General features: G+C 59.5%; 25 protein-coding genes. 22 read left to right on the forward strand and 3 right to left on the reverse strand.

Going from position 1 to position 25,135, the window contains the following annotated elements; genetic code table 11:
• Positions 1-10: 10 nt before the first annotated feature.
• Positions 11-1,078 carry a bifunctional DNA-binding transcriptional regulator/O6-methylguanine-DNA methyltransferase Ada gene (gene ada / locus HUW52_RS18015; RefSeq protein WP_175554452.1) on the forward strand — a complete coding sequence of 356 codons (1,068 nt, stop codon included), beginning with the start codon at positions 11-13 and terminating at the stop codon, positions 1,076-1,078.
• 27 nt (positions 1,079-1,105) lie between these two features.
• Here ada and HUW52_RS18020 read toward each other — a convergent pair whose 3' ends face one another.
• Positions 1,106-2,089, reverse strand: a complete 984-nt coding sequence (locus HUW52_RS18020) for an MDR family oxidoreductase (protein WP_175554453.1) — start codon at positions 2,087-2,089, stop codon at positions 1,106-1,108.
• Between the two features lie 187 nt (positions 2,090-2,276).
• Here HUW52_RS18020 and HUW52_RS18025 point away from each other — a divergent pair, with 187 nt between their 5' ends.
• The 10 genes from HUW52_RS18025 to HUW52_RS18070 all read left to right on the forward strand — a co-directional run bounded on the left by HUW52_RS18025 (position 2,277) and on the right by HUW52_RS18070 (position 12,344).
• Positions 2,277-4,712 (forward strand): autotransporter, encoded by a 2,436-nt coding sequence (locus HUW52_RS18025; protein ID WP_175554454.1) that lies wholly within the window; start codon positions 2,277-2,279, stop codon positions 4,710-4,712.
• 108 nt (positions 4,713-4,820) lie between these two features.
• Positions 4,821-5,885, forward strand: a complete 1,065-nt coding sequence (locus HUW52_RS18030; RefSeq protein WP_175554455.1) for a nitronate monooxygenase family protein — start codon at positions 4,821-4,823, stop codon at positions 5,883-5,885.
• Positions 5,886-6,055: 170 nt separating this feature from the next.
• On the forward strand, positions 6,056-6,823 hold the full coding sequence (gene modA, locus HUW52_RS18035) for a molybdate ABC transporter substrate-binding protein (protein WP_175554456.1): 768 nt from the start codon (positions 6,056-6,058) through the stop codon (positions 6,821-6,823).
• Complete coding sequence (modB, locus tag HUW52_RS18040; RefSeq protein WP_175554457.1) at positions 6,824-7,504, forward strand: molybdate ABC transporter permease subunit; 681 nt, start codon at positions 6,824-6,826, stop codon at positions 7,502-7,504.
• A 3-nt stretch (positions 7,505-7,507) separates the two neighbouring features.
• Positions 7,508-8,587: a molybdenum ABC transporter ATP-binding protein gene (gene modC, locus HUW52_RS18045; RefSeq protein ID WP_016984982.1), complete on the forward strand. Its 1,080-nt coding sequence runs from the start codon at positions 7,508-7,510 to the stop codon at positions 8,585-8,587.
• A 72-nt stretch (positions 8,588-8,659) separates the two neighbouring features.
• Positions 8,660-9,697: a DNA topoisomerase IB gene (locus HUW52_RS18050; protein WP_175554458.1), complete on the forward strand. Its 1,038-nt coding sequence runs from the start codon at positions 8,660-8,662 to the stop codon at positions 9,695-9,697.
• Positions 9,698-9,893: 196 nt separating this feature from the next.
• On the forward strand, positions 9,894-10,124 hold the full coding sequence (locus tag HUW52_RS18055; RefSeq protein ID WP_175554459.1) for a hypothetical protein: 231 nt from the start codon (positions 9,894-9,896) through the stop codon (positions 10,122-10,124).
• A gap of 118 nt (positions 10,125-10,242) precedes the next feature.
• Positions 10,243-10,473 carry a hypothetical protein gene (locus HUW52_RS18060; protein ID WP_008082703.1) on the forward strand — a complete coding sequence of 77 codons (231 nt, stop codon included), beginning with the start codon at positions 10,243-10,245 and terminating at the stop codon, positions 10,471-10,473.
• A 271-nt stretch (positions 10,474-10,744) separates the two neighbouring features.
• Positions 10,745-11,026 carry a hypothetical protein gene (locus HUW52_RS18065; protein ID WP_016984980.1) on the forward strand — a complete coding sequence of 94 codons (282 nt, stop codon included), beginning with the start codon at positions 10,745-10,747 and terminating at the stop codon, positions 11,024-11,026.
• A 340-nt stretch (positions 11,027-11,366) separates the two neighbouring features.
• Positions 11,367-12,344, forward strand: a complete 978-nt coding sequence (locus HUW52_RS18070) for an alpha/beta fold hydrolase (protein ID WP_150793437.1) — start codon at positions 11,367-11,369, stop codon at positions 12,342-12,344.
• A gap of 101 nt (positions 12,345-12,445) precedes the next feature.
• On the opposite strand, the gene HUW52_RS18075 is transcribed toward HUW52_RS18070, so the two are convergent.
• Positions 12,446-13,420 carry a LysR family transcriptional regulator gene (locus HUW52_RS18075; RefSeq protein ID WP_016984978.1) on the reverse strand — a complete coding sequence of 325 codons (975 nt, stop codon included), beginning with the start codon at positions 13,418-13,420 and terminating at the stop codon, positions 12,446-12,448.
• A 383-nt stretch (positions 13,421-13,803) separates the two neighbouring features.
• On the opposite strand from HUW52_RS18075, the gene HUW52_RS18080 reads away from it, so the two are divergent.
• The 6 genes from HUW52_RS18080 to HUW52_RS18105 all read left to right on the forward strand — a co-directional run bounded on the left by HUW52_RS18080 (position 13,804) and on the right by HUW52_RS18105 (position 19,599).
• Positions 13,804-15,291 carry an ATP-binding protein gene (locus HUW52_RS18080; RefSeq protein WP_016984977.1) on the forward strand — a complete coding sequence of 496 codons (1,488 nt, stop codon included), beginning with the start codon at positions 13,804-13,806 and terminating at the stop codon, positions 15,289-15,291.
• Positions 15,292-15,318: 27 nt separating this feature from the next.
• Positions 15,319-15,969 (forward strand): response regulator transcription factor, encoded by a 651-nt coding sequence (locus HUW52_RS18085; protein WP_016984976.1) that lies wholly within the window; start codon positions 15,319-15,321, stop codon positions 15,967-15,969.
• 363 nt (positions 15,970-16,332) lie between these two features.
• Positions 16,333-17,787: a sensor histidine kinase gene (locus HUW52_RS18090; RefSeq protein WP_175554460.1), complete on the forward strand. Its 1,455-nt coding sequence runs from the start codon at positions 16,333-16,335 to the stop codon at positions 17,785-17,787.
• A 42-nt stretch (positions 17,788-17,829) separates the two neighbouring features.
• Positions 17,830-18,522 (forward strand): AraC family transcriptional regulator, encoded by a 693-nt coding sequence (locus tag HUW52_RS18095; RefSeq protein WP_175554461.1) that lies wholly within the window; start codon positions 17,830-17,832, stop codon positions 18,520-18,522.
• Between the two features lie 155 nt (positions 18,523-18,677).
• Positions 18,678-19,199, forward strand: a complete 522-nt coding sequence (locus tag HUW52_RS18100) for a hypothetical protein (protein ID WP_175554462.1) — start codon at positions 18,678-18,680, stop codon at positions 19,197-19,199.
• Entirely contained in the window at positions 19,192-19,599 is a 408-nt protein-coding gene (locus HUW52_RS18105) for a response regulator transcription factor (RefSeq protein ID WP_016984972.1), read from the forward strand. Before HUW52_RS18100 ends, HUW52_RS18105 begins: the two co-directional genes overlap by 8 nt.
• 216 nt (positions 19,600-19,815) lie before the next feature.
• On the opposite strand, the gene HUW52_RS18110 is transcribed toward HUW52_RS18105, so the two are convergent.
• The gene (locus tag HUW52_RS18110; RefSeq protein WP_016984971.1) at positions 19,816-20,784 is read right to left on the reverse strand and encodes an MBL fold metallo-hydrolase; all 969 of its coding nucleotides are present in this window, start codon (positions 20,782-20,784) and stop codon (positions 19,816-19,818) included.
• Between the two features lie 427 nt (positions 20,785-21,211).
• Here HUW52_RS18110 and HUW52_RS18115 point away from each other — a divergent pair, with 427 nt between their 5' ends.
• The 5 genes from HUW52_RS18115 (at position 21,212) to HUW52_RS18135 (ending at position 25,068) form a co-directional block, all read left to right on the forward strand.
• A complete protein-coding gene (locus HUW52_RS18115) occupies positions 21,212-21,640 on the forward strand; it encodes a phage infection protein (RefSeq protein WP_175554463.1) in 429 nt (142 codons plus the stop codon).
• Between the two features lie 182 nt (positions 21,641-21,822).
• Complete coding sequence (locus HUW52_RS18120; protein WP_016984969.1) at positions 21,823-22,842, forward strand: GlxA family transcriptional regulator; 1,020 nt, start codon at positions 21,823-21,825, stop codon at positions 22,840-22,842.
• 157 nt (positions 22,843-22,999) lie between these two features.
• Positions 23,000-23,374: a response regulator transcription factor gene (locus HUW52_RS18125; protein ID WP_026000593.1), complete on the forward strand. Its 375-nt coding sequence runs from the start codon at positions 23,000-23,002 to the stop codon at positions 23,372-23,374.
• Positions 23,375-23,603: 229 nt separating this feature from the next.
• Positions 23,604-24,806, forward strand: coding sequence for an NAD(P)/FAD-dependent oxidoreductase (locus HUW52_RS18130; protein WP_150707089.1), 1,203 nt, complete (start codon positions 23,604-23,606; stop codon positions 24,804-24,806).
• A 13-nt stretch (positions 24,807-24,819) separates the two neighbouring features.
• Entirely contained in the window at positions 24,820-25,068 is a 249-nt protein-coding gene (locus HUW52_RS18135; RefSeq protein WP_016984966.1) for a hypothetical protein, read from the forward strand.
• Positions 25,069-25,135 lie beyond the last annotated feature (67 nt).

The raw sequence follows: 25,135 nt of genomic DNA on the forward strand, positions 1-25,135 counted from the left end.
ATTACTCATCATGAAAACGCTTTCGACCCCGCTCAACACCGAAAATGATCCACGCTGGGCCACCGTGCTTGCGCGCGATCCACAGGCGGATGGGCAGTTTGTCTACGCGGTGAAAACCACTGGCATCTACTGCCGCCCGAGCAGCCTCTCCCGCTTGCCGAAACCGCAAAACGTGGAGTTTTTCGATACCGCTGAACAAGCCGAAGCCGCAGGCTATCGCCCAAGCAAGCGTGCCAGCAAAGATCAGAGTGATGTGGCCGCACAGCATGCCGCGACCGTCGCCATTGCCTGCCGTCTTATCGAATCCGCCGAGACCTTGCCGGCACTGAATGAACTGGCAAAAACCGCCGGCCTGAGTCCGTTTCATTTCCATCGCGTATTCAAAGCCGCGACGGGGTTGACGCCCAAGGGCTACGCGTCGGCCCATCGCTCGCGCAAAGTCCGTGAGCGCCTGGCGAACGGCGGCTCGGTGACGGATGCGCTGTACGACGCTGGTTTCAATTCCAACAGCCGTTTCTATGAGGCAGCAGATCATTTGCTGGGCATGAAACCCGGCGACTATCGTGCGGCCGGGAAGAACAACGATATCCGCTTCGCTGTTGGCCAGTGCTCGCTCGGCGCGATTCTGGTGGCGCAAAGCGAGCGTGGGGTGTGCGCGATTCTGTTGGGTGACGACCCGCATCAACTGGTGTGCGACCTGCAGGATCAGTTTCGTAAGGCCAACCTGATCGGCGCCGATGCCGGATTCGAACAACTGATCGCCAAGGTCGTGGGGTTTATCGAAGCCCCGGCGCTTGGCCTGGACCTGCCGCTGGACGTTCGCGGCACCGCGTTTCAGGAACGCGTGTGGCAGGCGCTGCGGGAGATCCCGGCGGGCCATACGGCCAGCTACGCCGAAATTGCCCAGCGCATCGGCGCACCGACGTCCATGCGTGCAGTGGCCCTGGCTTGCGGAGCCAACCGCCTGGCGGTGGCGATCCCTTGCCACCGCGTGGTGCGCAGCGATGGCAATCTTTCCGGCTATCGCTGGGGTGTCGAGCGCAAGCGTCAGTTGCTGGAGCGTGAGACGACGTCCTGAGAGGCTGTCCCGCGCCGTCGGCGGCTGTCAGCGATTGACGTCCACCACAACCCGTCCGCGAAGTTGCCCGGCGAGCAATTTCGGCGCCGCATCGATGGCTTCACTCAGGCCGATTTCATGGCTGATCAAGGCCAGCAACGAGAAATCCAGATCCCTCGCCAAACGATCCCAAGCTTCCTGGCGGCGGGCCTTGGGCTGGGTCACGCTGTTGATGCCGGCCAGGGTCACACCGCGCAAAATGAACGGCGCCACCGAGGCCGGGAAATCCATACCTTGGGCCAGACCACAGGCGGCGACGGTGCCTTCGGAGCGGGTGCTCGCGCAAGCATTGGCCAGTGTATGACTGCCCACCGAATCGATCACCGCTGCCCAACGCTCTTTGGCCAGCGGCTTGCCGGGCGCTGACAACGTGGCGCGGTCGATGATTTCACCGGCGCCCAACTGCTGCAGATATTCATGCTCGGAAACCCGGCCAGTCGACGCGACGACACGATAGCCAAGCTTGCTCAGCAGCGCGATGGCAAAACTGCCGACACCACCATTGGCGCCCGTCACCAGGACCTCACCCTGCTCTGGCGTCACGCCATTACGCTCAAGCGCGAGAATGCACAGCATCGCCGTATAACCGGCCGTGCCGATGGCCATGGCTTGCGCCGCTGTAAAGGCTTTGGGCAACGGAATCAGCCAGTCGCCATTGAGCCGCGCCTTCTGCGCCAGACCTCCCCAGTGGTTTTCGCCAACGCCCCAGCCATTCAGCACCACCTGATCACCCACTTTATAGTCGGGGTGGGAACTGGCTTCCACGGTGCCCGCCAGGTCGATCCCCGGCACCATCGGAAATTTGCGCACCACCGGGCTGCTGCCGGTAATCGCCAGACCGTCCTTGAAGTTCAGGGTGCTGTACGCGACGGCCACGGTGACATCGCCTTCGGGCAATTGCTCTTCGTTGACCTGTTGCAGGTTGGCGCGATAACCGCTGTCGTCTTTGTCGATCACAATGGCGTTGAACATGACTGCCTCGCATGACTGTTTTCAGAATGTCGTGCCTTGAAATACCACATCGCAACACGCTGCCACATTCGACTTTGCGCCAATCGGCGAATCCGCCGGGTATTTCCATGGCGGGCGACTATGCTTTTTCGACGGTCGTGCTTTTGCCGTTATTCCTTTAGAAATCGGCCTGTCGATGGAGCTGACAATGTCTTACCCGCGCTCGTTGTTCGTGATGTTGGTGCTTTGCCTGCTGACGTTCGGCAGCGCCTGGGCGGCACCTGCCGCTGAGGCCCCGAGCGAGCCGACCTGGCCGCAAGTCATCAGCAGCGGCAAAGCGAAACTGACGGTGTATCAGCCGCAACTCGACAGTTGGGATGGTTACACCCTCAATGCCCGTGCGGCCGTTGAAGCCACCGGCGCCGATGGCAAATCCACCTACGGCATTGTGCAATTCAGCGCACATACGCTGGTCGACAAGGCCACACGCTGGGTCGCGCTGGATCAGTACAGAATCATCAAGGCCGATTTCCCGGCTGATGCCAGTCAAGCCACCACGTGGGTCGCGGCTTTGCAGAAAGACGCCGAAAACCGCAAGAAAACCATCTCGCTGGATCAACTGGAAGCCGCGGTTGGCGTACTGTCAGCCGAGCAGAAAGCTGACAGCGCGCCACTGCAAAACACCCCGCCCACCATCGTCAGTTCCGATGTACCCGCCCTGCTCGTCTATATCGATGGCGATGCGGCCTATCGACCGGTAGACGGCACGGCACTGCAACGGGTGATCAACACTCGTCCGCTGTTGTTGAAAGACGCGCAGGGCAAACATTATCTGCACGTCTTCGATGGCTGGATGGTCGCCGACCAGATCAATGGCGCCTATACGCGTCTGGCCACACCGCCAGCAGATCTGGAGAAAGCCAGGCAGGCTGCCATTCAGAGCCGGCAGGTGGATCTGTTGACCGGGCAAAGCGACCCAAAAGACAAGGTCCCCAGCCTGGCCAAGCCGCCACAACCGAGAATCTTCATCGCCACAACCCCCACCGAATTGCTGGTCACCGATGGCGCAGCGCAGTGGTCGCCCATTCAAGGCACAGGCTTGCTGTATGTCACCAATACCACCGGGCACATCTTCAAGGAGATCGGTGACCAGAACAGCTATGTGCTGATCTCCGGCCGCTGGTTCCGCGCCACTGACATGAATGGCCCGTGGACGTTTACCCCGGCAGACAAACTGCCGGCAGACTTCGCCAACATCCCCGACGACAGCCCGAAAGAAAACGTCAAGGCGTCGGTCGCCGGCACGCCGCAAGCCAAAGAAGCGGCCATCGCCGCGACCATTCCACAGACTTCAGCGATCAAGAAAAGCGCGGTAAAAATGACCGCGCCACAGTTCGATGGCGAGCCGCAACTCAAAGCCATCAACAGCACGACGTTGCAATACGTGGTCAACAGCGCAACGCCCATCATCCGTGTCGACAACGACAGCTGGTACGCGGTGGAAAACGGTATCTGGTTCACCGCCACCAGCGTGAGCGGCCCTTGGGCAGTCGCCAGTTCCGTGCCGGCGGTGATCTATTCGATCCCGCCGAGCTCGCCCATGCATTACCTCACCTACGTCAAAGTCTACGAGTCCAGCGGCGATACGGTGGTGGTCGGCTACACGCCCGGTTATCAGGGTTCGAATCTGGATCCGGCCACAGGCGTCGTGGTGTATGGCACCGGTTATCCCTACACACCCTGGGTAGGCAGCGTCTGGTATGGCCCGCCGGTGACTTATGGGTTTGGCGTCGCCATTCGCTATACACCGTGGACGGGCTGGACCTTCGGTTTCGGTTTTGGCTGGAGTTGGGGCGGCAGCACTGTCGCCATGGGTTGGGGCTGGGGCGCCTATCCGTGGTGGGGCAATTACGGCTGGGGATACGCCTGGGGCCCGCACTTGTACCCAGCGCCGTTGGCCTGGGGCGGCGCCGCTTACGGTTACCGCGGTGGCGCGGTGGCCTGGGGTCCCGGTGGCTGGGCGGGCACTACCGGCAACATCTATCACCAATGGGGTGACCGGGCCACGGTCAGCCGCTATGGCGCCGGCTACAACGCCTGGACCGGCAATCGCTGGGCCGGTCAGGTCGGTTCTTCCTACAACTCACGCACCGGCGTGGCGGCTGCGGGTCAACGCGGTGCCGTGCACAACGTCTACACCGGTAATTACGCGGCCGGACGCAGCGGCGTGGCAGTCGGACCGAACGGTGGCGCCATTGCCGGCGAACGCGTCACCGCCGGCAATGCGCGCAACGGCACCCAGGTCACCGCCAATCGTGGCGCCGTGTACAACCCCAGCACTGGCAACACCACACAATATGGTGGCGTTCGCGGGCGCAATGGCGGCGCTGCACGCGTGGGTGACAACGTTTACGCAGGTCACGATGGCAACGTGTACAAAAAAACCGATAACGGCTGGCAACCAATGGTCAAGGGTGGCGCGACCCGGACTGCACCGGTCAATAACAATGCCCAGTTGCAGAATCTCAACCGTGAATCCGCCGCACGCAACTTCGGCAACCAGCGCACCAACAATTTTCACAACTCCTCACAATTGATGAATCGCTCGTTTGGCGGCGGCGGTGGCGGACTCCATCGACGCTGAAAAACTGCACGGGTTGTTCTGAATTTCGAACTGGCTGCGGATCCGCTTTTGCTGTTAAAAACCGGTTCTGCCGTCCCTGCCCGCTACCTCGTTCGGAGAACAGCTTTCATGAGCCAATGGCCAGACACCCGCATACTTGATCTGCTCGGCATTGAACTGCCAATCATCCAGGGCCCGATGGCCGGTGCGACGAATTCGTCCATGGTCATCGCCGTGTGCAATGCCGGTGGTCTGGGGTCGATGCCGGCGGCGATGCTGAGCATCGAGCAATTGCGCGAAGAGCTGAACACCATTCGCCAACACACCAACAAGCCCTTCAACGTGAACTTCTTCTGCCATCAGCCGCCGGCAGCCGATGAGCAACGTGCACGTGACTGGAAGCATCTGCTGGAACCTTATTACCGCGAACTGGGTGCCGATTTCGCTGCACCGACGCCGGTGTCGAACCGAGCGCCGTTCGATGCGGCAGCCTGTGAGGTGCTGGAAGAATTTCGGCCGCAGGTGGTGAGTTTTCATTTCGGTCTGCCAGAGAAATCCCTGCTCGATCGAGTCAAGGCAACCGGAGCGAAAATCCTCTCCTCGGCCACCACTGTCGATGAAGCGATCTGGCTGGAACAGCACGGCTGCGACGCGATTATCGCCATGGGTTACGAGGCCGGTGGCCATCGCGGCATGTTTCTCAGTGATGACCTGAGCAGTCAGGTCGGCACGTTTGCCTTGGTGCCTCAGATAGTCGATGCGGTGACAGTGCCGGTGATTGCCGCCGGGGCTATTGCCGATGCACGCGGCGTGGCGGCGGCGTTCCTGTTGGGGGCCTCAGCGGCACAGGTTGGCACTGCCTACCTGTTCACGCCAGAAGCGAAAGTCAGCGCTTCTCACCACAAGGCACTGCGCACCGCCAAGGAAAGCGAAACGGCGGTCACCAATATTTTCACCGGGCGGCCGGCGCGGGGCATTCTCAACCGCGTCATGCGTGAGCTGGGACCGATGTCGCCGAAAGCGCCGGCATTTCCCTTGGCCGGTGGTGCGCTGATGCCATTGCGGGCAATCAACGAGGCAGAATTTGCCAACCTCTGGGCCGGTCAGGCATTCACCCTGGGCACAGACATGGGCAGCGCTGAACTGACCCGACAATTAGCTGAAGGTGCACTGGCAAAACTCACTGGTCATTGAGCTGCGCAGTGTGAGGATTCAGGCATCCTCACACGGGTTTCAACCAACACTTCCTGTTTGGCGGCATTTCGCTATATATTCCGCTATATAGCGAATTAACCCCCTTGCATGGGCGCAGTCCACTTCCAACAATAACTGCGCTCTGCACTCGCCAATAACGGAGCTGTTACATGACCATTCGTGCCTCACGTTTTGCCCCTGCCTGCGTGGCCTCCTTGCTCGCGGTCTTCGCCGTCGGCGCTGTTCAGGCTGATGAAGTTCAGGTAGCGGTTGCGGCCAACTTCACCGCGCCGATCCAGGCCATCGCCGCCGATTTCGAAAAAGACACCGGGCACAAACTGGTCGCCGCCTACGGCGCCACCGGCCAGTTCTACACCCAAATCAAAAACGGCGCGCCGTTCGAAGTGTTCCTCTCCGCTGACGACACCACCCCGGAAAAACTCGAGAAAGAAGGCGACACCGTCAAGGGCTCGCGCTTCACCTACGCCGTCGGCACACTGGCGTTGTGGTCGGCGAAAGAAGGTTATGTCGATGGGAAAGGCGAGGTGCTGAAAAAGAACGAGTACCTGCACCTGTCCATCGCCAATCCGAAAGCCGCACCCTATGGCCTGGCCGCCACGCAAGTGCTGGAAAAACTCAAACTGACCGAGGCGACCAAAGCCAAGATCGTTGAAGGTCAGAACATCACCCAGGCTTATCAATTCGTCTCCACCGGTAACGCCGAACTGGGCTTCGTGGCCCTGTCGCAGATCTACAAGGACGGCAAAGTCAGCAGCGGTTCGGCATGGATTGTCCCTGCTGATATGCATGACCCGATCAAGCAAGACGCTGTCATTCTCAACAAAGGCAAAGATAACGCCGCCGCCAAGGCCCTGGTTGAATACCTCAAAGGCCCGAAAGCCGCTGCGGTGATCAAGTCCTACGGTTATCAGCTGTAAATGTCGCTGACGAGTGCCGATTTCGCGGCGATCTGGCTGACGCTGAAACTGGCGTCCCTGACCACCTTGATCCTGCTGGTTGTCGGCACGCCGATTGCCCTGTGGTTGTCGCGTACCCGCTCGTGGTTGCGCGGCCCGATCGGGGCAATTGTCGCCCTGCCCCTCGTGCTGCCACCGACCGTGATTGGTTTCTATCTGTTGCTGATGATGGGGCCGCACGGATTTCTCGGGCAATTCACTCAATGGCTGGGCTTGGGTACTTTGACGTTCAGCTTTACCGGGCTGGTGATCGGTTCGGTGATCTATTCCATGCCGTTTGTGGTGCAACCGTTGCAAAACGCGTTCTCGGCGATCGGCACCCGCCCGCTGGAAGTCGCCGCGACCTTGCGCGCCAATCCGTGGGACACTTTTTTCAGCGTGATCGTGCCGCTGGCGCGTCCCGGTTTTATCACTGCGGCGATTCTCGGTTTCGCGCATACCGTCGGTGAATTCGGCGTGGTGCTGATGATTGGCGGCAACATTCCCGACAAGACCCGCGTGGTTTCCGTGCAAATCTACGATCACGTCGAAGCAATGGAATACGCACAGGCCCACTGGCTGGCCGGGGCGATGCTGGTGTTCTCGTTTCTGGTGTTGCTGGCGCTGTACTCCAGCCGCAAAACCCGCGCAGGTTGGAGCTGACCAATGATTGTTGTACGTCTGAAACGGGTCTATGCGGACTTCGGCCTCGATGTCGACCTGAACTTGCCCGGCCGTGGCGTGACCGCGCTTTACGGGCATTCCGGCTCGGGCAAAACCACCTGCCTGCGCTGTATCGCCGGGCTTGAACGCGCTGAACATGGCTTCGTGCAGATCAACGACGAAGTCTGGCAGGACAGCGACAACGGCATTTTCGTCCCGCCACACAAACGGGCGCTCGGCTATGTGTTTCAAGAAGCCAGCCTGTTTGCGCACCTGTCGGTATTGGCCAATCTGCAATTCGGCCTCAAGCGCATCGCCAAGTCCCAGCGTCGGGTCGACATGGCGCAGGCCACCGAACTCTTGGGCATCGGTCATTTGCTCGAACGCCATCCACAGCACTTGTCAGGTGGCGAACGCCAGCGCGTCGGCATCGCCCGCGCGCTGCTGACCAGCCCGAAACTGCTGTTGATGGACGAGCCACTGGCTGCTCTCGACAGCCAGCGCAAAAGTGAAATCCTGCCGTACCTGCAACGCCTGCATGACGAGCTGGACATTCCAGTGTTGTACGTCAGCCATGCGCAGGACGAAGTCGCGCGGCTGGCAGACCATCTGGTGTTGCTCAGCGAAGGTAAAGCGCTGGCCAGCGGCCCGATCGGTGAAACCCTCGCACGTCTCGACCTGCCGATGGCGATGGGCGATGACGCTGGCGTAATCATTGAAGGCCAGGTCAGCGCCTACGATGCCGAGTATCAATTGCTCAGCCTGCAATTGCCGGCCACCGAGATGAGCATTCGCGTCACCCACGCGCCAATTGCATTGGGTCAGCCCCTACGCTGCAAAGTGCACGCCCGGGACATCAGCCTGAGCCTGCAGAACAGCGAGTTCAGCAGCATTCTCAATCGGCTGCCGGTCACCGTGGTCAGCGAGCAATCAGCAGACAATGCCGCCCACGTGCTGATTCGTCTCGACGCCGGCGGTACGCCATTGGTCGCACGCATCACGCGTTACTCCAGAGACCAATTGGGCGTGCATCCGGGCCAGCATTTATGGGCGCAGATCAAAGCGGTCGCGGTCCTCGCCTAAATCATTCGGCACCACGGCAACGGCGTGCGGTCAATCGTTTTACAGACCGCCGCGCCATTAAAGGAAACTGCCATGCCCGACACCGTGCTGACTGCCGACCTGCCATCCGACCTGCATTACGTCGACGACACCCAGCCCGGTATCACCCGCAAGAAACTGCGCGGCAAGTTCTGCTACTTCGAGCCGTCAGGCCAGCGCATCACCGACACCGACGAAATCAAACGCATCAATGCTCTCGCGGTACCGCCGGCCTACATCGATGTGTGGATCTGCCCCGATCCGCAAGGTCATTTGCAAGCCACCGGCCGTGATGCCCGTGGCCGCAAGCAATATCGTTATCACGCGCGTTGGCGCGAAGTGCGCGATGCCGACAAGTATTCACGCCTGCGCGAGTTTGGCCTGGCCTTGCCGAAACTGCGCAAGCAACTGGAAGCGTTGTTGGCCGCGCCCGGCTTCAGTCGCGAAAAGGTCATGGCCACCGTAATCACCCTGCTCGACGCCACGCTGATTCGGGTCGGCAATACGCAATACGCCCGCGACAACCGCTCCTACGGCCTGACCACCCTGCGCAGCCGGCATGTCGAAGTCAACGGCAGTGCGATCCTGTTTCAGTTTCGCGGCAAGAGCGGCATCGAACACCAGATTACCGTCAAGGATCGACGGCTGGCGCGCATCATCAAGCGTTGTCTGGAGATTCCCGGGCAGAACCTGTTTCAGTATCTGGATGAAAACGGTGAGCGGCACACCGTCAGTTCTTCCGACGTCAATGCGTACCTGCAAACCCTGACCGGCGCCGACTTCACCGCCAAGGACTATCGCACCTGGGCTGGCAGCGCCCTGGCGTTGGCGGTATTGCGCGAACTCAAGCATGAATCCGAGACCGAGGCCAAACGGCATGTGGTGGAGATGGTGAAAAATGTCTCCAGGCAGTTGGGTAACACCCCGGCGGTGTGTCGCAAGTGCTATATCCACCCGGCGGTGGTGGAGAATTTCATGCTCGGCACCCTCGCCGAATTACCGCGCCCCCGCGTGCGCAAAGGCCTGCGCGCCGAAGAAGTGGCTTTGGCAATGTTTCTTGAACGCATGAGCGACATCACCACCGCGCCTTGATCGACAACTTATCGCCCAGCTACAGGCCAGGACCGGCCGTTCACCAGCGTCGAAGATTGGTGCCCATTGACCAACTTCTGGATTGATCGGTGCGCTGAGAATAGCGTCGGCAACCGACGAGTTGACCTGTCTATTTTTTGCACGATTGCCGGGGGCTTCTATAGTTGATCTGACACGAATCAGCTGCGGTGACGCCATGGAAGACATTTTCGTTGTGAAGCGTTGCAACAAGATCATCATTCATGGTCGACGCGCCGGAGACAGCCAGCATGATCCCGCCGAAGCCCTGAGCTGGTTTCGCATCTGCGATACCCGCACCGAGGGCTTCATCGGCGATGGCTACGACGTTGAAGAGGACGCACGACGTGAATGCAAACGCCTCAACGCAGCCAGTTCCCCACTACCGGTCCGCGAATCGTCCGGCTGATGCCGATCACAAGCGGGTCTATACTGAAACCAGCTGAAGGAGCAGCGCCCCACGGCACAAGGCTCGCGACGCGCGGGCTTTTTGCTGCAGCTCAGGTTTCATAGAACGGAGGTGTTTCATGTCCGAAAAAGAGTCCATCACCACCCTCCTCACCCTGCTCGACGCCCGTCAGGCACGCCTCGCGGCCGCTTGCAAAGAGATCGCCGACTGGGTCGACCACCAAGGCGGGCACCCGACCGCCCTGCGCATCCGCGACCGCCTTAACGATATCGAAAAGGATGCCCCGCTGATCCGCAACACGCTATCGGCGCTCAAACCTGTTGATCGGCCACTGCCTCGATTCAGGTAAACCGGTTGCGTAACGTTCATCGAAAGAGGCTCCAGGAGCGGTGATACAAGCGTCACCGCGCTGTCGCTTGTGCGCTGTTTGTATATTTCCTGTGCGGGTTGTTTCTTTTCACATAAAAATCACATCGGCGCGCCTACAGTGCATTCACTCCTTTAGATAAAACCCCTCTCGCCCGCCCGCATGCGGGTGTTTTTTTGCGTGCTGATCCAGCCAAAGAACTGCGTTGTCCATGAACGGTCAAAACTTGTACACGTCACGAAGGAGACAGTTCATGGTCATTCACTTCAACGTCGGCGGCCATTTGGCCTGTGGTCATAAAGGCAAACAACTGGCAGCAAGCAAAGAGCTCAATCGCGTAAAGTGCCGCAGTTGCCGTAATACCGAAGCCTACAAACAGGCGAGAAAAGATCAACGCAATGCCGCGCGCCGCAACGCCCGGCAAGCAAAAACCGCACACGCCACGAACTGGCGCGCCGAGTGGATTGAGCGGTTGACGGAGATGGCCGGCCTGCAACGGCTGCCTCGGGGCTTTGCTGGACAGGCATTCGTTTAGACCTGGATGAATAAGGGCCGATTAATCGGCCCTTGTTTATTTGTCAGTTGTACGCTGCAGCTTTTCAACCTGTTCAATGCCTGATTGAGCAGGTGCTTTTTGCCCCCAGCTTCTTCAGGCTTCTCGCTTTTCCAAGATCCTTCTTTAGGTTGAACCCGGAGTTCACTCTCACGTTTTCTTGTGGCGTTCACATGCCTGCGCATGACCGGCAGGCATACCAAAGCATTAGTTTCAAACACCCATGTCTGGTGGTCAGTCTCCGGCCTTTGCCCAAATATTGCCCAGACCGAGGCTCACGCCTTGTCGCTTCTTTATCTCAACCATTCAAAGGGTGTTGCACATGACTGACGAGACCAGCGGAACCACACGTCGAGGCTTGATCACTACCGGGGCCATGGCCGCTACCCTCGCGGTGGCGTTGCCTGCACTGGCGGCACAGTCAACACAGACGACCGCGCCAACGGGCGGCAGAAGCGCTGGCAGTGCCAATGGCTCTGGATTGTTCACCGTCAAGGACGGTACGCAGATTTTCTACAAGGACTGGGGGCACGGCCAGCCGCTCGTTTTTCATCACGGCTGGCCGCTTTCGAGCGACGACTGGGATGCGCAAATGCTGTTTTTCCTCAACAAGGGCTTTCGGGTCATCGCCCATGATCGACGTGGTCATGGCCGCTCTTCGCAGACCGCTGTCGGCAACGAAATGAACACCTACGCCGCCGACGTTGCCGAGTTGATGGCGCACTTGAACATCCGTAACGCCGTGCACATCGGCCACTCCACCGGCGGTGGCGAGGTGGCGCGTTATGTGGCGCGTCATGGTCGCGGTCGTGTGGCCAAAGCCGTATTGATCGGTGCTGTCCCGCCGCTGATGGTGCGCACCGCGAACAATCCGGGCGGCATCGCACTGGACGTGCTCGATGGCTTGCGCAAAGCAGTAGCGGAAAATCGCACGCAGTTTTATCGGGATTTCCCAAGTGGCCCGTTCTATGGGTTCAACCGCCCAGGCGCCAAAGTCAGCGAAGCGATCATTGAAAACTGGTGGCGCCAGGGCATGAGCGGAGGGGTCAAAGCGCAGTACGACTGCATTCGTGCATTCTCCGAAACCGACTTCACGGATGACTTGAAAACTATCGATGTGCCGACCCTGGTACTGCACGGCGAAGATGACCAGATCGTACCGATCGCCAACTCGGCTCAGCTGTCGATCAAACTGCTCAGGCACGGCACGCTGAAAACCTATCCCGGCCTGCCCCACGGCATGTGCACCACCCACGGCGAACAAATCAATGCGGACCTGCTGGCGTTCATCAACGCTTGAGACAGACCGATAGCCGGAAAGCGCATGTCCATGACCATAAAAAAGCTCCGATTGAATCGGAGCTTTTTATTGGCTGGACGATGATTTGGCCCGACGTCAGCCTACCTCGCCGCCAATAACGTCGAACCGATGCGCGAGGGCGTTGAAGATTTTGGCACCACCTGCAATTCAATAGGCACTCCGAGGAACGCCTGGCACCGCGAACGCAGCCAGCGTTGCCCGGCATCGTTGTGCGCCGCGGCACGCCAGACCATCGTAAGCTCCTGCACCGGCAGTGGCAGCGGCACGGGTTCGGCTCTGACGCCCTCCACCGAGACCATCGCCCTAGCGACATAATCCGGGACGATAGCCAGCATCTCGCTGTGCGCCAGCAGTCTGGGCAGCGCACTGAACTGCGGCACCGCCAACACCACTTTGCGGCGCCGATCCAGACGACTCAGGGCATGATCGGCCTGATCGGTGGCGTTGCCCATGCAAGACACAACGGCGTGCGGACGTTGGCAGAATTCATCCAGGTCCAATTCGCCGGGACGATCATCCGTGCGCAGGAGCATTGGCCGGATCGGGCGCAGCACCTTGCGGCGCGCGCTGGCTGGCAAATCGAGTGTGTGGCTGATGCCCAGCGAGATTTCGCCGTTGAACAGCCGCTGTGACATTTGTTGCTGGTCGACGCGCAGCACGATCAACGTGATGTTCGGCGCCTCGGCACGCAGATGCCGCAACAATCGGGGCAGCAACGCGTATTCGACATCATCGGACAGACCGACCTGAAACGTCGCGTCACTGGTGCAGGGTTCGAACGATTGGCATCGGTTCAACGCCGCGGCAATGCCATCCAGTGCCGGCGTCAGATTGGCGAAAATTTCTTCCGCCCGCGCCGTGGGCTCCATCAATCTGCCAGCACGCACGAACAACGGGTCATCGAACAAATGGCGCAAGCGGCCCAACGCGGCGCTGATGCTCGGCTGACCGAGAAACAGTTTTTCACCGACGCGGCTGACATTGCGCTCATGCATCATTGTCTCGAACACCACCAGCAGATGAATGTCGATGCGACGCAGATCATTTCTGTTCATGGAGTTCACCACCCGGCATGCGGCCATTGAGATCGACAGAGAGCACGCTCAGGTTACGGCGGTGCTCGCCGGTGGTCTGTGGTACATCGGGACAGCACCATCATGCGTTAGGTGCAGGCTTTGATACCTCTGTATGAACCAGACAAAAAAAACCTGTGAAATAAACAACTTGCAGGTGACGGCAGGCAGAACATGGAAACCGGGGATGGCGGTTTTTCCGGGTTTTTTGTCCTAGCCGATGCAGCGCTCGGCCAACTACGATACTGAACCGATTCTCTGCTCCCGCCCCCAACAACAAACCAGAGCGCGCATGATCGACATCCGTCCATACCCTCTGCAAATACGCGCCGCGCGAATTCTGCGCCAAAGGAAATTGCAGTCAGATGCCGTTTAACTCGAACCCAAGGCTGACGCGTCTGCTCGATGCCTCTCTCAAGCCGCTGGAAAACCTGTTGATCGGGTTTATGGCCGTGCTGGTGGCAGGCGGGATGTTCCTCGCCAATCAAGTCGATGTCGATTTCGCCTCCACTGCGCTTTACCTTGCGTTGCTGCTGTTGACCGCCAACTTGCTGACGATCGTCGGGGTGATCTACACGGTACTGCTGAGCATGTTGGCGCTGACGGTGATGTTTGTCTTTCAGGGCGGATTCGAGCAGCGGGAATCGACGGCACACTGGCTACGCGAACTGGCGGTGTTCGCAGCGATCGCGCTGCTGGCCTTGCGCGGCAAACAGGTGGCCGATCACCTGCGCCACAAAGAAGTTTATATGAGCGGCGCACAGCGCCTGAGCCAGACCGGCTGCTTCGGTTTTCGCGCAGACCTCACCCGCATCGGCTGGTCGCAACAGTCGGCAAGGATATTCGAGTATCCGTCAGACACGCCGCCCACCGTGGACATGATCCTCGCTCGCACCCACCCGGAGGACGTATCGCTGGTGCTGAACGCTTTGCAGAAAGCGTCGTGCCATGACGCAATGATCGAAGTCAGGTATCGCTTGTTGATGCCGGATGGGCGCGTCAGGCATTTGCACATGATCGCGACGCCGCTCTGCACCCGCCCTGATCGCTTCGAATACCTTGGGGCGCTGATGGATGTGACCGCCATCGAACACGCTGAGGCCGCGCTGAGCCAGGCACAGATGCAACTCGCACATGTCAGTCGAGTGACCGCTCTGGGCGAATTGGCGGCGTCCATCGCCCACGAAGTCAATCAACCACTGGCAGCGATTACCAGCAGTGGTGAGGCTTGCCGCAACTGGCTCAGCCGCCCGCAACCCGATCTGCCGGAAGCGCGCCAGGCGCTGGAGCGGATCATCGCCAGCGCCGATCGGGGCAGCGAGATCACGGCCCGGGTCAGGGCGCTGTCACAAAAATCCGCTCCGCTGCGGCGCACCGAGTCACTTAACGACATCGTCAACGAGACCCTGCCTTTGGTCAGGCATGAACTGGCCGATCACGGGATCAGCGCTAAAATCGAGCTGACGGTTTTCGACGGTCAGATCAGCGCCGACCGCGTGCAATTACAGCAGGTGATCATCAACCTGATCATCAACGCCTGCCAGGCGATGAGCACGGTGAACGCCGCGCCTCGGACGCTGTTGCTGCGCACCTCGGTGAGTGACCGCGAGGCGCTGCTGGAAGTGGCCGATCAAGGCCCGGGTATCTGCGCCACTTTACTGGAACAGTTGTTCACACCGTTCTTTACGACCAAGGAGCACGGTCTGGGGATGGGCTTGAGCATCTGCCGCTCGATACTCGACGCCCATCAGGGGCGAATCTGGGCGAGCAGCACGGTCGGTCAGGGTAGCTCATTCATGTTTGCGTTGCCGCTGTTGGCCGTTAACGACCCCGGTTACGCCTCGGCGATCTGACACAGTCAAACCTTTTGGGAAAAAGCAATGAACCATCATCCCGTGCCGAACAAAAATCCAGGCGACCCCGTGGTCTACATTGTCGACGACGATCAAGCCCTGCGCGAATCCCTCGGCAGCCTGCTGCGCTCCATCGGTCTGCAGGTCGAGTTGTTCGGATCGGTCGCCCAGTTCATGCACCATCAGCGCCCGGATACCGTCAGTTGCCTGGTTCTTGATGTGCGCCTGCAAGGCAGCAGCGGTCTGGACTTTCAGAACGAACTGGCGATCGCCGGCATCAGCGTGCCGATTGTGTTCATCACCGGGCACGGGGATATCGCCATGACGGTGCGCGCCATGAAAGCCGGTGCAGTGGACTTCCTGACCAAGCCGTTTCGCGAGCAAGACTTGATCGATGCCGTGTGCGCCGCTCACACCCGGGACAAACAGCGTCGTGAGTCGGGCCGACACGCCGATGAATTACGGGCACGTCACGCTACGCTGACGGCTCGCGAGCAGACGGTCATGGCGCTGGCGGCCTCTGGCTTGATGAACAAGCAGATCGCCGGGGAAATCGGCCTCAGTGAAATCACCGTGAAAATTCACCGCGGCCAGGCCATGCGCAAGATGGGTGCGCGCTCCTTTGCCGATCTGGTGCGCATGTCCGAGGCCATTGCCGCTCAGCCGGCAAACCGCTGATCGCACAACCCGCACGGTGTGTTCCCCACACCGTGCTTCTCACTGACAGCGCGTCAAAAGGCGCTGAAAATTCTGCGCGACAGCCCTTTGCGTTATCCCCTGCGCCGTCTGGCGCCCTGCCATTAATACCTGGGTATATCCGCGTCATACCTAGTCATGGCGGCAATGACCCAATGTAGCGGTGCCCTGCCCAGGCCGTTGCAATACCATCTTTTTTCATGGCAAACCCGTAGTTGGGGCGGCCAGCAACCCCTCATCGAAAACACCTTTCTTCCCTCGTCATTTTTCGTCTGTCAAAGAGTTTGCCCGGCATCAGCGATGATCTTGCGCGTGCCGTCCGATAGCAAAAACCCGGAATAAAAAATGTCTATCATCAAACGTCGCGCACAGTTTTTTTGTTCAGACGCCCTCGCCTGGCTGGCGGCCATCGCCGTCGGCAGCATGATCTTCATTACCAACGCGTATCTGGAACTGGACGTCGCACCGACGTTGTTCTACATCACCCTGGTTTTCATGTCGGCGAGCATCTTCTCGGTGCCGGTCTTTCTCGCCGTTGCCCTCGGTTGCGTAACGATCCTCACCGCCAGTTTCATCGCTGACGAAGGCTATCGTGATTACAAGCTGATCGCCGCCTTCATCCGTTGTCTGATTGCGCTGACCACCATCAGTTTGCTAGCCCTGCGCAGCAAGCGTGCAACCGAAACGCTTAAGCGCAAAGAGGCGTTCTTTCTGGGCGCGCAACAACTCAGTCATACCGGAAGCGTCGGTTTCATCATCCATGACGAAGTGACGGTAACGTGGTCGCAAGAGTCTTCACGGATTTTCGAGTACCCGCCGCACGTCGTGCCAACGCTGGCGCTGATTCAGGCGCGGACGCATCCCGATGATCTGCCCATTGTCGACAGTGTCGTGGAACAGGCCAGGCGTCAGAAAAGCCTGATCGAAGTCGAACATCGACTGGTCATGCCGGATGGCCGGACCAAATATGTACAAATGATCGCCAGCCCACTGTTCAAGCACGGCACACGGACCGAGTACGCCGGCGCGTTGATGGATGTCACACAGTCCAGACAGGCCGAAGAAGCGCTGTTTCATTCTCAGGCAACCCTCGCCCACGTCACGCGGTTGACTTCAATGGGCGAACTGGCCGCCTCCATTGCCCATGAAATCAACCAGCCGCTGGCAGCCGTCATCACCAGTGGCGAATCCTGCAAACGCTGGATCAATCGCCCCGTGCCCAATCTGGAAGAAGCGCGACGATCCCTGGACCGGGTCATTCAAAACTCCGCCCGAGTGTCCGATGTCATCACCTGTATCAGGGCGCTGTCGCGCCAGAGCGAAGTGCAGCGCAAAGTCGAAATCTTCGACGACATCGTCACCGATGCCTTGACGCTCATGCAGCACGACATTGCGCTGCACGACGTCCGCACGCACGCGCAGCTCGGCGCCCCGGACGCGTTGATAAAAGGAGACCGGGTGCAACTGCAGCAAGTCATCATCAATCTGATCATCAATGCCTGCCAGGCCATGGCCAATGTTCATGACCGGGCGCGCGTGCTCCGCATTCACACCTCGGTACAACAGGACGAAGCCGTGCTCGAAATCGCCGACTCCGGTATCGGTATTGCCGAGGACATCCTGCCTTCACTGTTCGACCCGTTCTTCACCACCAAACCCACCGGGCTGGGCATGGGCCTGTCGATCTGCCGTTCGATCATTGAATTTCACGGTGGTCGCATCTGGGTCAACAGTGACGAGGGGCTCGGCACGCAGTTCATGTTTGCGATTGCGCTGAACTCGCTCAGGCTCGAAAAATGAATGTTATCCACCCTCGCCATGCGGCGTTAAGGAGCTCCGGCAGTGCCTAATCCAGAAAACGCTCACCGCGCAAAATGCGCCGATCCTCGCACCATCATTTTTGTTGCCTATGGGCAAATGGGCCTGCTGGACCTGACCGGTGCCCAGACGGTTTTCTGGGCGGCAACCCGCTGCCTGGCCGACCTCGGATTACCCGGATATGTGCTGCACACGGCCAGCCTGCACGGTGGCCCGGTCCGCACGGGTGAAGGTCTTGTCGTCCAGACCTTGCGTCTGGACGATCTGTTTGATGAGCCGATCAATACACTGATCGTTCCCGGCTCGCCGCACATTCGCCAGGCACTGATGGACAGCGCGCCACTGGTGGACTGGCTGCGTGTCGCCTTCGGCAAGGCCTGGCGTACCACCTCCGTGTGCAGCGGCGCCTTTTTTCTGGCTCGCGCCGGCTTGCTCGACGGCTTGCGAGTCGCGACGCATTGGCTGATGGCAGACCTGTTCGAGCAGATGTTTCCGCGGGTCGAACTTGACCGCGAAGCGATTTTCGTCGAGCAGGCTCCGGTGTGGACTTCCGCTGGTGTCAGTGCCGGAATCGACCTGGCGCTGGCGCTGGTCGAGGCCGATAACGGTCGTGATGTGGCCATGCAGGTCGCCCGGCGCATGGTGGTTTACTACCGGCGCCCGGACAATCAGGAACAATGGAGTCCGTTGTTGCAATCGCAATATGCAACCGACTGACGCCACGCCTCATACCCCGGTATGAGGCGCCTGACCCCACGTGCTAGCCCGCCGTCTCAAGGTAGAAGTGTTAACGGCAACACGTCGCCTTAAGCTGTTTACCACGCACCAACAAGTCACTTACCGCGCTGACGCGCCAGCCTGAGACGGTTGTCATGAACGCACCGCAAACGCTATACCGGATCAGTCATCCGCTGCGCATCAGCCGTTATGGCGCGCACATCTCCTTGTCCACCGCCGCGCGTATTGATGTTATCGATGCCCTTACGCAGACACTGCGCACAACGGTGAGCATTCAGGCGCAGCTCGAATGCATTGAGAAAAAACTGCATAACGTCAGTTTCCGGCCAGTCCAGCAAATGTTTTGCAAACTCGCTCGCGCCAATGCCAACTACACCCGGTTCCTCGTCACCGGTATCGCTGACCTGGGTGGTTACACGCAAGCCGAGGGGCTTTACAGCCTGAGCGGGGCCACCGAGACCCAGTGTTTCGCCGACTGCCTGGCCGACATCTGTCGAGGTGTGCGCCGGCTACAGGTCACGGACGCAATGCTGCGCGAGTTTCGCGAGTGTGCGATCGCCAATAAAGACCCTGCCAGTAAAAGGCTCTTCGAAGAATGCACTCGGCGCAACGCGCAGTTTCTTTCCCTGATCAAGAACAACTTGCCCCATGAATAACCAGGGTAAAGACGCAAGGTCTGCCATGTTCAAATCCGCAGTAATTGCAGTCGTCGATGACGATGAACGTATGCTTGTTTCTCTGGACAGTCTATTGCGCGCATACGGCTATACCGTAAAGACTTACAGCAGTGCATTGGCGTTTCTTGATACGGCTGACTGCGAGCACACCGATTGCCTGATTTCCGACATCCAGATGCCCGGCATGTGCGGAGTCGAACTGTACGAGGCACTGGCGGCGAAGAATGCTCATATTCCGACCCTGTTCATCACGGGAAAGCCTGGCCTGCCCCCGCAGTTCAGTGCCAGGGTCAGGAAACCGGAAGGTTACTTTTCCAAACCATTCGACACTCAGGCGCTTTTGGCCTGTATTGAGCGGGCGTTGAAGCGCGGGCGTTGATGGCGAAACTGCCAGCCTGCTTGCGTTGGCGTCGCCTCAGCCAGCGTCGATGTTGGTTCGCTGGCAAGCTCTCAGGGTTTAGTCGCGACCATTGAATGTTTAATCCTGCAAAAAAAACGGCACGCTGCGATCTTTGGATCTTGTCATTTGAAACAAGATCAACGATCGCAGCGTGCCACAGTGTCTACAGAGCCTTACCGTTACCCGGTTGGCTCATCAGTAATCCCAGAACGCCGCAATCCAGCGGAACGCCTCACCGTCGACGGCCACGCGACCGACCGAAGGGAACGGCAAGTGGGTGGCGACGAACCATTCGCCGCTTGCCGCCGCCTCCCGCATCAGGCGAACCCGGACGCGGACCGACTCCTCGGGATCGTGCTCAAAGCCGTTGTGCCAGTCAGGATGTTCGAACGCCACCGGAAACAATGCATCGCCGGCAAAGGTCAGGCGCTCCCCGCCGGAGTTCACGTAAACGACGCTATGTCCCGGTGTATGACCACCGGTGAGTTTCACCACCACACCGGGCGCCACCTGATATTCGTCATCAAATGTACGGACGTTACCGCGGTAAGCCTCGATAAACTGATTGGCGGTCGCGCGCAGTACATCCGGCACGGGTGTCGGCATGACGGTCTGGGTGAAATCCGGCGTTTCCCAGAACGCCACCTCGATTGCCGAAACATGCACGCGTACGTCCGGACGCAGCTGGTTCTTCACTTCGTCGACCAGCAATCCGCCGACGTGGTCCATGTGCATGTGGGTGATCACTATGTCCGTCACCGCGCCAAGATCAATGCCAGCGGCTTGCAGGCGCTTGGGCAATTGCCCGGCACGCGGGAAACCGGGAAACTGCCCGCCCAGCCCGGCATCGACAAGAATGATCTGTTCACCGCTGCGAATCACCAGCACGTTCAAGGCCCAGTCAAATGCATCCGGCCCCAGATACATGTCCTTGAACCAGGCGGCGCGCGCGGCCGGATCGGCGTTGGTAGACATGGTCGATGTCGGCAGAGGCAGCACGCCATCGCTGATCACGACCACATCAATGTCGCCGACCCGCAGCGCGTAACGCGAAGGAACCAGCTCCTGCACGCCGCCGAAGGTCGACGTGATGGGCTGGCCGGATGAAGTTTGCGGTGCAAAGTCTTGCTGATACGCCGCAGAGTGGTTCAGATACGTTGACATGGTCGCGCTCCTGTTACTGATTCAAAAACCCGTTTGGGCGAATGCCCTGTTGGCGAGAGCGATACAGCGCTCCTTGGGAAGGAGTGTGCATGGCGACCACGGCGCCAAAAACCATACGCGGGTATAGGGAAAGAACCGTATTGCGTGAGTGCCACCGACGTTGCAGCAACGGTGAGCCATACCAATGTATAAGTGCGAACCTGCCGGTTAAAACGTATTCACTGTTGTGGTTGCCACGACGGCCTGCCACGACTGAAACGTCGTTGAATAAATGTCCTTTATCGGTAAACGGCAGATATACCCAGGGATGAGTCTTTAATACCAATCGGCGCGCCCGGACAACCCATTGCATAAGTGCCGAAATTCACCACTTCATTAAAATTGATGCTGTTGTGCAAACTTCCATAATTAATGAGTGGATCAAACAATGAAACTACCCAATCTGTTTCTAAGCATGGCATTGATAAGCACCGTCAGCTGTCTGTCATCAACAATATATGCCACTGAAGTTCGCAGTGGCGGTCGCGCCGGAGGTGACCGGGATGCATCCGCGCCGTTGTTGCAACACACACTTCACAAGGCCAGGGATCAGCATGTCGCTGAAGGCGGTGCTGAGCGTTTGAAAGAACGTCAACTTGCCGCCGACGGCGCCGATCGCCTGCAACAGAATCAAATTGCCGAAGGCGGCGCCGAGCGTCTGCGAGAACGTCAAGTCGCCGCCGACGGCTCCGATCGCCTGCAGCAGAATCAAATCGCCGAAGGCGGCTCGGATCGTTTGATCGAAAATCGCGTGGCAGACAACAGCGCAACCTATGGCGCCGGCGCGGTCGCCGGTTTCTGCCTGGCCTGTCGCTGACCCGCCATGTCTGCGCCCTTCTCGCTGATACTCGGGCCCCCCGTCATTCAGTGAGAAGAGCGTTTCGCCCGCCAACACATGTCGGCTGGCGCGCGAAAGGCTTATGACTTATAACCGTGGATTACGGCCAAAACGGATGGCTGCCAATACCTCAATCATTCGTACCGGGCCTCAATGCAATCATGAACTCGATTCTTCCCGAGACTCACCACATCAGCAATCTGCGCGTTCAACCGCGCACATTGGTGTTTCTCGCGTACCCACACATGGGTCTGCTGGACCTGACCGGTGCGCAAACCGTATTTTGGGCCGCGTCCAAAGCCATGGCCGTCCGCGGCCTGCCTGGCTACGACATACACACGGCAAGCCTTGCAGGTGGACTGATCGCCACGGCCGAGGGGCTGTCGGTGCACACCACATCCCTGGCCACTTTCGATGGATTGGCAATCGACACCCTGATCGTGCCCGGCGCGCCCGACATTCGTCAGGCGCTGATTGACGAAGTCGCCCTGGTGAACTGGCTGCGCGAGGCGTCGGTCAAGGCCGGACGCACCGCATCGGTATGTAGCGGCACCTTTCTGCTGGCCCAGGCCGGACTGCTTGAAGGTTTGCGCGCGACCACGCACTGGGCGATGTGCGACCTGCTCAAGCATGGTTTCCCCGGCATCGATGTCGACCTTGATGCGATTTTCATCCAGCAAGGTACGCTCTGGACCTCGGCGGGCGTGAGCACCGGCATCGACATGGCACTGGCACTGGTCGAAGCCGATTGCGGTCGCGACGTCGCACTGGAAGTCGCACGGGAACTGGTGGTGTTTCTCAAGCGCCCAGGAGGGCAAGCGCAATTCAGCCAGTTGCTGCAAGCGCAAACTGACGACCGAGGCAGCTTTGACGCTTTGCATCTATGGATCAGCGATAACCTCAGCGACCCTCGTCTGACAGTCGAGTCACTGGCGCGCCAGGCGCAGATGAGCACCCGCAACTTTGCCCGCGTCTACAAAAACAAGCTGGGGCGTACGCCTGCGAAAGCGCTGGAGCTGTTTCGCCTGGAAGCCGCACGGCGGCTGCTCGAGGACTCTGAGCGCAACATCGATCAGATCGCACAGTTATGCGGCTTCGGCGACGAGGAGCGCATGCGCTATACCTTCCACCGTCACCTCTCGATTACGCCGCGCGAATACCGCAGCCGGTTTTCACGCTGACAGCCGTGTGATCTGCGCCACGCGCTACCCTGCAGAACCGCGAAAGTTCAATGCGATTTCTATACGCACGTATAAGTACGCCGCTTGATCGAGCGGCGTATCTTGCGCAAATGGCGGGCGTCCTTGCTGGGCTACCCGAGATCGTCCTGGTATAGAAATGGCCCACACTGCTGTTGTTTCGGTTGTCGACGATGATGAGTCCGTACGCATGGCGCTCGACAGTCTGTTGCGGTCCAACGGGTACACCGTGCAGTTGTACGCCAGCGCCGAGGCATTTCTGTCCTCGAGTGCAGCGCAACACACACGCTGCCTCATTTCAGATATACAGATGCCCGGTCTGTCGGGCATTCAAATGTACGATCAACTCTGTGCCAGAGGCATTCGTGTGCCGATCATTTTCATCACCGGTTACCAGGGCTGCCCACCTCGCCTGAGCGCAAAGTCCGCCGAACCCGTGGCCTGGTTTCCCAAGCCATTCCCTTGCAGCGAACTCCTGGCCTGCATCGACGCCATCCTCAATCGCCCCGCCTGACCGTCCTCCCTATATACCTGGGTATGTCCGCCTCACACCTAGGCATGGCGGCGCTGACCCTATGTAGAAGTGTTTCGCCAACGTTGACCCGATAGCATTTCCTCCAGCGAATCAAACCGGCACGCGCACGGCGGTCGTTGATTGCAGCCTGCACATCGCGTGACCTGGAAACGGTCACGCCTGAACAGACTGCCCGTTAAATGATCCATTTTTCTTCAGGAGTCATCCGATGAAACAGCATATTCTGGTTATTGGCGCAGGGTTTGGTGGCGTCTGGAGTGCCTTGAGCGCAGCCCGCCTGCTGGACCAGCATGATCGTAACGATGTGCAGATCACCCTCCTCGCTCCGCAGGCGGAACTGCGTATCCGCCCGCGTTTTTACGAGCCGGATGTCCATACCATGAAGGCCCCCCTGGGCGAACTGTTCGAGGCCGTCGGGGTGACATTCGTCAAAGGCAGCGCTGACAACATCGACACCGACAGCAAACGCGTCACCTACACCGACGCCGCCGGCGCGCAGGGCACGCTGAGCTACGATCGCCTGGTGCTGGCTGCTGGCAGCCGCGTTATCCGTCCGGCGCTGGAAGGCATTATCGAGCATGCTTTCGACGTCGATGGGATTGAAGAGGCCGCTCGCCTCGAAGCCCATATCAAGTCGTTGAAGAGCCTGCCGCCGAGTGCTGCTCGCAACACCGTGGTGGTGGCTGGCGGTGGTTTCACCGGCATCGAAACCGCGACCGAACTACCGGCCCGCTTGCGTGCTGCACTGGGCAACGACGCCGATATCCGCGTAATCGTAGTGGATCGGAGCCCGCAGATCGCCGCGTCGCTGGGTGATGGCATTCGACCTTCCATCGTCGAAGCGTCCAGAGAACTGGGCGTCGAATGGGTGCTTGACGCTTCCGTCGCCGCCGTCGATGCCGGTGGTGTCACCCTGGCCGATGGACAGCGCATCGAGGCGAGCACGGTCATCTGGACCGTTGGTTTCCGCGCCAGTGCGCTCACTGAACAGGTGGCCGGCACCCGCGATCCGCAAGGCCGCCTGCATGTCGACGGCCACCTGAAAGTGCTCGGCCACACCGATGTGTTTGCCGCCGGCGATGTCGCGTACGCCGCTACCGATACCGTCGGTAACTTCGCTGCCATGTCCTGCCAACACGCTATTTGTCTGGGTCGGTATGCCGGCAACAACGTCGCCGCGGATCTGCTGGGCGTCGAACCGATGACCTACAGCCAGCCCAAGTATGTGACCTGCCTTGATCTGGGAGCCTGGGGCGCGGTCTACACCGAAGGCTGGGACCGTCAGTTGAAACTGGTCGGGCAGGAGGCCAAAGAGCTCAAGACGCAGATCAATACCGTGTGGATCTACCCACCGGCAGCGGATCGGGCGACGGCACTGGCGGCTGCCGATCCGTTGATCCCAGTGGCTTGAGCCGCGTCGGACGATGTTCAGCTTTTTCGAAAGTACCTATCGGGTGCTGAAGCTGTCACTCGCTTTGCTGCTCGGCGGGCTGATCATGCTCGTCGTCGGGGTCATCCTGGCTTACGGCATTGACGCGCACCTGACGTTGCCTGAACTGGTGGCCGCCCATGCGTTGACGATACTCGGGCCCACGGCAATCAAACTCGGTTACGTCATGCGCCTGGTAGGGTTCAATCGCCTGCGCCTTGAGCAAAACGGGCGCGCTGCCTGATCTGAAATCAAGTCCCTGACCGGGGCAGCGCTCTCCTTGCTGCGCCGGCACTTCCCAAACGCCCGCC

It is taken from the genome of Pseudomonas sp. 43A (genome assembly GCF_013363935.1).
In the GTDB taxonomy this organism is placed as follows: Bacteria; Pseudomonadota; Gammaproteobacteria; order Pseudomonadales; family Pseudomonadaceae; genus Aquipseudomonas; species Aquipseudomonas crudilactis.

What these genes read in the sequence shown, in the direction of transcription:
- ada (WP_175554452.1), top strand. Translation starts at nt 11, where the DNA reads ATGAAAACGCTTTCGACCCCGCTCAACACCGAAAATGATCCACGCTGG.
- HUW52_RS18020 (WP_175554453.1), bottom strand. Translation starts at nt 2,089, where the DNA reads ATGTTCAACGCCATTGTGATCGACAAAGACGACAGCGGTTATCGCGCC.
- HUW52_RS18025 (WP_175554454.1), top strand. Translation starts at nt 2,277, where the DNA reads ATGTCTTACCCGCGCTCGTTGTTCGTGATGTTGGTGCTTTGCCTGCTG.
- HUW52_RS18030 (WP_175554455.1), top strand. Translation starts at nt 4,821, where the DNA reads ATGAGCCAATGGCCAGACACCCGCATACTTGATCTGCTCGGCATTGAA.
- modA (WP_175554456.1), top strand. Translation starts at nt 6,056, where the DNA reads ATGACCATTCGTGCCTCACGTTTTGCCCCTGCCTGCGTGGCCTCCTTG.
- modB (WP_175554457.1), top strand. Translation starts at nt 6,824, where the DNA reads ATGTCGCTGACGAGTGCCGATTTCGCGGCGATCTGGCTGACGCTGAAA.
- modC (WP_016984982.1), top strand. Translation starts at nt 7,508, where the DNA reads ATGATTGTTGTACGTCTGAAACGGGTCTATGCGGACTTCGGCCTCGAT.
- HUW52_RS18050 (WP_175554458.1), top strand. Translation starts at nt 8,660, where the DNA reads ATGCCCGACACCGTGCTGACTGCCGACCTGCCATCCGACCTGCATTAC.
- HUW52_RS18055 (WP_175554459.1), top strand. Translation starts at nt 9,894, where the DNA reads ATGGAAGACATTTTCGTTGTGAAGCGTTGCAACAAGATCATCATTCAT.
- HUW52_RS18060 (WP_008082703.1), top strand. Translation starts at nt 10,243, where the DNA reads ATGTCCGAAAAAGAGTCCATCACCACCCTCCTCACCCTGCTCGACGCC.
- HUW52_RS18065 (WP_016984980.1), top strand. Translation starts at nt 10,745, where the DNA reads ATGGTCATTCACTTCAACGTCGGCGGCCATTTGGCCTGTGGTCATAAA.
- HUW52_RS18070 (WP_150793437.1), top strand. Translation starts at nt 11,367, where the DNA reads ATGACTGACGAGACCAGCGGAACCACACGTCGAGGCTTGATCACTACC.
- HUW52_RS18075 (WP_016984978.1), bottom strand. Translation starts at nt 13,420, where the DNA reads ATGAACAGAAATGATCTGCGTCGCATCGACATTCATCTGCTGGTGGTG.
- HUW52_RS18080 (WP_016984977.1), top strand. Translation starts at nt 13,804, where the DNA reads ATGCCGTTTAACTCGAACCCAAGGCTGACGCGTCTGCTCGATGCCTCT.
- HUW52_RS18085 (WP_016984976.1), top strand. Translation starts at nt 15,319, where the DNA reads ATGAACCATCATCCCGTGCCGAACAAAAATCCAGGCGACCCCGTGGTC.
- HUW52_RS18090 (WP_175554460.1), top strand. Translation starts at nt 16,333, where the DNA reads ATGTCTATCATCAAACGTCGCGCACAGTTTTTTTGTTCAGACGCCCTC.
- HUW52_RS18100 (WP_175554462.1), top strand. Translation starts at nt 18,678, where the DNA reads ATGAACGCACCGCAAACGCTATACCGGATCAGTCATCCGCTGCGCATC.
- HUW52_RS18105 (WP_016984972.1), top strand. Translation starts at nt 19,192, where the DNA reads ATGAATAACCAGGGTAAAGACGCAAGGTCTGCCATGTTCAAATCCGCA.
- HUW52_RS18110 (WP_016984971.1), bottom strand. Translation starts at nt 20,784, where the DNA reads ATGTCAACGTATCTGAACCACTCTGCGGCGTATCAGCAAGACTTTGCA.
- HUW52_RS18115 (WP_175554463.1), top strand. Translation starts at nt 21,212, where the DNA reads ATGAAACTACCCAATCTGTTTCTAAGCATGGCATTGATAAGCACCGTC.
- HUW52_RS18120 (WP_016984969.1), top strand. Translation starts at nt 21,823, where the DNA reads ATGAACTCGATTCTTCCCGAGACTCACCACATCAGCAATCTGCGCGTT.
- HUW52_RS18125 (WP_026000593.1), top strand. Translation starts at nt 23,000, where the DNA reads ATGGCCCACACTGCTGTTGTTTCGGTTGTCGACGATGATGAGTCCGTA.
- HUW52_RS18130 (WP_150707089.1), top strand. Translation starts at nt 23,604, where the DNA reads ATGAAACAGCATATTCTGGTTATTGGCGCAGGGTTTGGTGGCGTCTGG.
- HUW52_RS18135 (WP_016984966.1), top strand. Translation starts at nt 24,820, where the DNA reads ATGTTCAGCTTTTTCGAAAGTACCTATCGGGTGCTGAAGCTGTCACTC.